Origin of the sequence: Janthinobacterium sp. EB271-G4-3-2 (assembly GCF_020858035.1) — a bacterium.
Classification (GTDB): domain Bacteria; phylum Pseudomonadota; class Gammaproteobacteria; order Burkholderiales; family Burkholderiaceae_D; genus Janthinobacterium; species Janthinobacterium aestuarii.
The window spans coordinates 1-5628 of the sequence record NZ_JACYMG010000026.1 but is presented as its reverse complement, the minus strand read 5'-3'; the positions used below and the strand labels follow the sequence as shown (position 1 = coordinate 5628).

Here is a 5628-nt window from a genome sequence, read left to right as displayed (position 1 = left end):
GATCCGAAGATCACTGCTGCACTTACATCAAATGCCCACACTTATCGACTGTTAATTGTTAAAGAACTGTATTCGGTACTGCTCTCGCGCTATCGACAAAGCGTTGTGTTTGTCAGCTGCGAAGAAGGAAGAGTATGAAGCATTTCAGCACAATCGTCAACTCCTTCTTTTACTACTCATCGCCGTTTCCGGTGATCCTCAAAGCCGCATTTGACTGCGTCTCATTGGGGAGGCGAACTATAGCAAAGCCGCCCACGGGCGGCAAGCTTTATTTCAGCAATTCAGCCACCGCCATGCCCACCTCGGTCGTACTGGCGCTGCCGCCCATGTCCGGCGTACGTGGACCATGCTCGAGCACCTGTTCAATGGCGCACACAATCGCGTCATGCGCCGCCGTGCAATGGACGTCGCCATTGCCAAGAAAATCGAGCATCATGGCGCCCGACCAGATCATGCCGATGGGGTTGGCGATATTCTGGCCATAGATATCGGGTGCGGAACCGTGTACCGGCTCAAAGACAGAGGGGAACGTGCGCTCCGGATTGATATTGGCCGATGGTGCGATGGCGATCGTGCCCGTGCATGCGGGCCCCAGGTCGGACAAGATATCGCCAAACAGGTTCGACGCCACCACCACGTCGAAACGTTCGGGGCTGAGCACGAAACGGGCCGCCAGGATGTCGATATGGTATTTGTCCCAGCGGACATCGGGAAAGCTCGGCCCCATCGCTTCCACTCGCTCATCCCAATACGGCATGCTGATGGCGATACCATTCGACTTGGTCGCCGACGTCAGGTGTTTCTTGGGCCGGCTTTGCGCCAGCTCAAACGCATACTTCAGGATACGGTCGACGCCCTTGCGCGTAAACACGGATTCCTGCAGCACCGCTTCGCGCTCCGTCCCTTCGAACATGCGCCCGCCCACGGAGGAATATTCTCCTTCCGTGTTTTCACGCACGACATAAAAGTCGATATCACCAGGCCGTTTATTTGCCAGCGGACACGGCACGCCCGGCATCAAGCGCACGGGACGCAAATTGACGTATTCATCGAATTCACGCCGGAACTTCAGTAATGAGCCCCACAGCGAGATATGGTCAGGCACCTTGTCCGGCCAGCCCACGGCGCCAAAATAGATGGCGTCAAAATCCTTGAGCTGCGCAAACCAGTCCGAGGGCATCATTTGTCCATGCTCGAGGTAATAGTCGCAATTGGCCCACCCCATGGTCGTGAACTGCAGGTCGATATTGAAACGGCGCGCAGCGGCCTCGACAACACGCAGCCCTTCCGGCATGACTTCATTGCCTATGCCGTCGCCGGCGATAACTGCGATTCTGTGTGTGGGCATGACATTCTCCTGTGGATAAATGGATGCGTTGATGATACTGGCGCCGCATCAGAATACAATCAGGGAATTCATAACCCTTGTATCTACCTTGTATCTACATTGCGTGAGCATGACTGCATCGTCATCCGCGAACGCGACCAGGATGGGCGACGCTGGGAACAGCAAGGGCCGCACGGACTGGAAACGAAGGTCGACGGGCCGCCCAAGGTCAGAGCCGGCTCGAAATTCCTGCAACAATAGCTGCAGGCCCGTGCCTGATAAGACCTGATGCCTACACGAGGCGCGGCACATCCGGATACAGGCGGGCCAGGGTATCGGAGGTGATGGCGGCAATCACGGGGGCGACCCGCTCGGCAGCCTGCTCGGGTGATTTTTCCCGGCGCGCGTCTTTCCACAACTCGGCCAACGCGCCCTCATGGCGTGACACGGCTTGCTCGACTTCATCCTGCCAGAAGGCGGGCGCTTCGCTTTCCACAAAATTGCCGCGGCCACGGCCAAAGTGCGCCACGGCCAGGTAACGCAGCACGCCCGCCACCACCAGGGTACGCAGGAAGGCATCGGTAAATTGCATCGTGGGCTCGTTGCGGTCCGTGCCGGAATTAAAGCCCCAGGCTGCGCCCGCAAACGTCAGTGCACCGACCACGCCGCCAAGCAAGGCGCCCGTGCCCAGCGTCAAGCCGCCGGAAATCAGGTCGGCCGACAATCCCGTTGCCGCACCGGAAATCATGGCGCCCAATAGCCCCGCTTGGGCCTTGTCGATCGGCGCGCGCACGGCGAAATTTTCCCGTATCCGGCTATTGATCTTATGCGCATCGGTCGGGTCGAGTTTGTGCAAGATCAGCAGTTCACGCGTGGTCACGCCGTTATGCGTATTGAGCCGCGCCACCAGGCCCGTCATCGCCTTTTCCTGGCGTTGCTGCTCTGCATTCTTGCCGATACCCACGACTTGCAAGGCCGATTTCAGCAAACCCTTGGACGCCGGCTCGATGGCCTCGCAATCCTGGGCGGCCACGGCCAGCTGCATGGCCAGCAAGTGCATGGCCTGCTGGAAACGCGTCGTATTCTGCGATTGCCAGGTAGCAAACAGGCGCGCATAGCCGGCTTGCTGCGATTGCGGCAGCAACTTGCCCACGGCTTCGTAAAACACGCGCTCATGTACCCAGCAGCGGGCAAAGGCATCGAGCGCCAAAACGTCGCGCACAATAGGATATTGCTGCAAATGCTCGCGCCAGCGCACCTGCTCGCTGTGTTCTTCATTGCCCGGACGTGGCGGTCCCATCTGATTGAGCAAGACCACTACCGGCTTGCCCAGCCATTCGAGGATTTTCATTTCCGCCGGCAAGTAACCGGCATCCTTGGGATGTTCCGATGAATTGACCAGGTACAGCACCACGTCGGCCGCGTCCTTGGCCGTGCGCAGCGCTTGCTGGCTGAGCCAGAACGGGCGGTCGCGGTAACGATCCAGCACTTCGCGCAGAAACCAGCCGATGGGATTGCCCGACTGTCCCAAGCGTTTGAGCAAGCGCACGGAGTCGCCAAAACCTGGCGTGTCCCACAGTTGCAGGGCATCACCCTGCGGCGTGGCCAGCAAGGTATGCGATTCGGCAAACACGGTCACGTGGGCGGCGTCGCGCACTTCTCCCACATCCACGCCCACCAGGGTGCGCGCCAGCGTCGTCTTGCCATTATTCGTGTGCGAAATCAGCGCAAACTGAATCTGCACGGCATCATCCTGCACATCTTTATTCACATTCACACTCATGCTGCTGCCGATATTTTCAAGCCGACACCGGCATCGAGCGGGTGCAAGGCAGGATTGAGCAAATTGACCAGGGTGGCCGTGGTTTTATGGAACTGGCAGAACTGCTGCCACAAGGCGACTCTTTCCGCCAAACGGGCGGCATTGTCCGCCTGCTCGCCGGCGCGCTCCAGGTAGCTGGACTCGTCGATCAGGACGGCGATGCCGCGTGCCGACGATTGCACCAGATAATCGAGGAAGGCGCCATGATTTTCCTTTTCAGGCGTCGCCGTCAGATTGAACAGTACGGCCGTGATATTGACTTGCGGATCATTCAAGTCGGTGCCGCGCAAGACTTCCTGCGGCTCTTCGCCATACGACATCGATGGACGCAGCATCATGCGCCCCTGCTCGCCGAACAGCATGATGGACAGCTGACCCAATCCCATGTGGCGTGCTTCGTCGACAGTAAAGCTGTACGGCAAGACGCGCAGCATGCCGCCCGTGGCCACGCCGATGCTTTCATTAAGCTTGCGGAAATACGGCTGATCGAGATCCAGCGGGAAGTGCCTGGCCAGGCGTGCGGCGCGCCAATTGTTGACCAAAGCAAATATCAGGCGGGGAACGACGACCAACAGGAAGATGGTTACCGCATACAAATGCACCCAGCGCGCGCCACCTTCGATGGTTGTCGTTTGCGGGAAGCGCAACGCCTCGATTTCCGCCAGCGAAAAGCCTTGCAAATGAAACAGGGCAATAGCCGGTGCAAACAAGGTCGAAAGCAGGCTGTGCACTTGGCCGGGATTCAAAAAGGTGCTTTCCCAGCCGGCCGCATATTGCGACAGAAAGCCGCGCGCATAGAGTGAGGCAACGGCGCCGATGGCAAACATGGCGGCGCTCAGGTGGATGGTACGGCTCAGGCGCGCGGCCGTCAGCTTGGCGCTCAAGTGCGCCCATTCCCCCATGAAACTGAGCAAACCTGAAGACAAGGCGTGCGGCAGTTTGCGCGGCAGGGCCAGGCGCCCCACGCTCAGGTGGCGCACCAGTCCCGCTTTCGGCCAGCCCAGCGAGTGCGAGGGGATGCATAGCCAGATCAGCAAACCCAGGTAGACCAGCACATTCCAGGCGATGATCAGCAACAAGGGCGCAGACAGCAAGTCGACGCGATGGGGATCCGTGATGCGGTCGAGCCCGGCGCCCAGCAGCAAGGCCAGCAATGGCAAGGCCAGCGCCAGGGTCTTCATGCCGTTGCGACGTTTCGCGAAGGCAGCGAAGGCGGGGGTGCGCTCGGTGATGCGCTTGATGATCAGCTCGGAACGCTGCTGCAGGAAATCGTCACCGGTCACTTCGGCCTGCTTGCCCGAAGCTTGCCACTGCGCAAGCTCACGCGCGCTGCGGCTGGCATACATGCGGTCATCCTCGCTGAGGACTTCTTTTTTCTGGTCGGCCGTCTCGATAGCACGGACCAATACCACTTCTCTCGCAATCTGCTCGTTCATGGTGCTCCTGTTTTTGTATGAAACGACAACTCGACAGGCAGATTGTGACGTACTTTCGTGTTTCAGGCCAACGCGTCCTCGGCCCGGCACAAATGATGCAACAGATAGATCAAGAAAGAAGCGATCCAGGCAGACCACAAAGTGTGTGTGAAAAATTGCGTACCTTGCAACTGCTGTTGCCAGCTTGCCGCCAAACCGCACAGCAGCATGGTGCAGGCGAACAAAAATGCCGTGCGTGGCCGTCCAGGCAGACAGAACAATGGCAAGGCCAGCATCCACCAGGCAGTGTTCGCCTGGGTAGCGGGCAGGCATGCCATGGCAGATACGTTGGCCGGCAACGTTTCCAGCAGGCGCGTATACGGCTCCAGTCCGCCATAGCGCAACAAATCCGTGGGACAGGGCACGTCGCTGAAGGACGAAAGCAAATAGATGCTTAATGGCACGAAGATAGCCGACAGTGCTACTACGCGCAAGGCGTTGCGGCGTGATGCCAGCCAGGCCATCGGATGCAAGGTGTCCCAGACGGCCAAGCCGATCAAGGCGGCGCCAAGCAAGATCATGCAGAGTTTGAAACTGCTCGCCCACGCGCTGTCAGCGCCGGAAAATTGCCCGCGCGTCGCGTCGAACATACTGTCGGCGATCATGAGGTCGAGGTTGCTGTAATTGCCGATCCAGAGTATCAGCATGGCCGACAGCATCAGGATGCTATCGATGCCTTTGGGAGTTTTGAGGAGTTTAAGCTTGGCCAGCATGGGTGCACATGTACTTGATGAGATGAAAGTCATCGTACAGTGTCAAGATGAAGAGAACATGACGATGCTCGCCGTGCACAACATGTGGTGATAAATGACAAAGGCTGACGTAGGTCGGCTTAGCGCAGCGTAAGCCGACACCACCCGCGGCGTATCAAACCGCCAGACGAAAAAAAACCCCGCCGGAATCCGGCGGGGTTTTTCTCTACTGCGCATAACAAGCCTGACGATAACCTACTTTCACACTGGTTGCAGCACTATCATCGGCGCAAAGTTGTTTCACGGTCCTGT

Annotated in this window: 4 protein-coding genes; all 4 read right to left on the bottom strand. The window is 58.5% G+C overall.

The window, feature by feature from the left end; all coding sequences use genetic code 11:
• Nucleotides 1-268: 268 nt before the first annotated feature.
• A complete protein-coding gene (locus IGS55_RS27750) occupies nucleotides 269-1348 on the bottom strand; it encodes a tartrate dehydrogenase (protein WP_230519557.1) in 1080 nt (359 codons plus the stop codon).
• A 271-nt stretch (nucleotides 1349-1619) separates the two neighbouring features.
• Nucleotides 1620-3110: a DUF3482 domain-containing protein gene (locus IGS55_RS27745; RefSeq protein ID WP_230519556.1), complete on the bottom strand. Its 1491-nt coding sequence runs from the start codon at nucleotides 3108-3110 to the stop codon at nucleotides 1620-1622.
• Entirely contained in the window at nucleotides 3107-4585 is a 1479-nt protein-coding gene (locus tag IGS55_RS27740) for a DUF2868 domain-containing protein (protein ID WP_230519555.1), read from the bottom strand. Before IGS55_RS27740 ends, IGS55_RS27745 begins: the two co-directional genes overlap by 4 nt.
• A gap of 62 nt (nucleotides 4586-4647) precedes the next feature.
• Complete coding sequence (locus IGS55_RS27735; RefSeq protein WP_230519554.1) at nucleotides 4648-5337, bottom strand: acid phosphatase; 690 nt, start codon at nucleotides 5335-5337, stop codon at nucleotides 4648-4650.
• Nucleotides 5338-5628 lie beyond the last annotated feature (291 nt).

What these genes read in the sequence shown, in the direction of transcription:
- IGS55_RS27750 (WP_230519557.1), bottom strand. Translation starts at nt 1,348, where the DNA reads ATGCCCACACACAGAATCGCAGTTATCGCCGGCGACGGCATAGGCAAT.
- IGS55_RS27745 (WP_230519556.1), bottom strand. Translation starts at nt 3,110, where the DNA reads ATGAGTGTGAATGTGAATAAAGATGTGCAGGATGATGCCGTGCAGATT.
- IGS55_RS27740 (WP_230519555.1), bottom strand. Translation starts at nt 4,585, where the DNA reads ATGAACGAGCAGATTGCGAGAGAAGTGGTATTGGTCCGTGCTATCGAG.
- IGS55_RS27735 (WP_230519554.1), bottom strand. Translation starts at nt 5,337, where the DNA reads ATGCTGGCCAAGCTTAAACTCCTCAAAACTCCCAAAGGCATCGATAGC.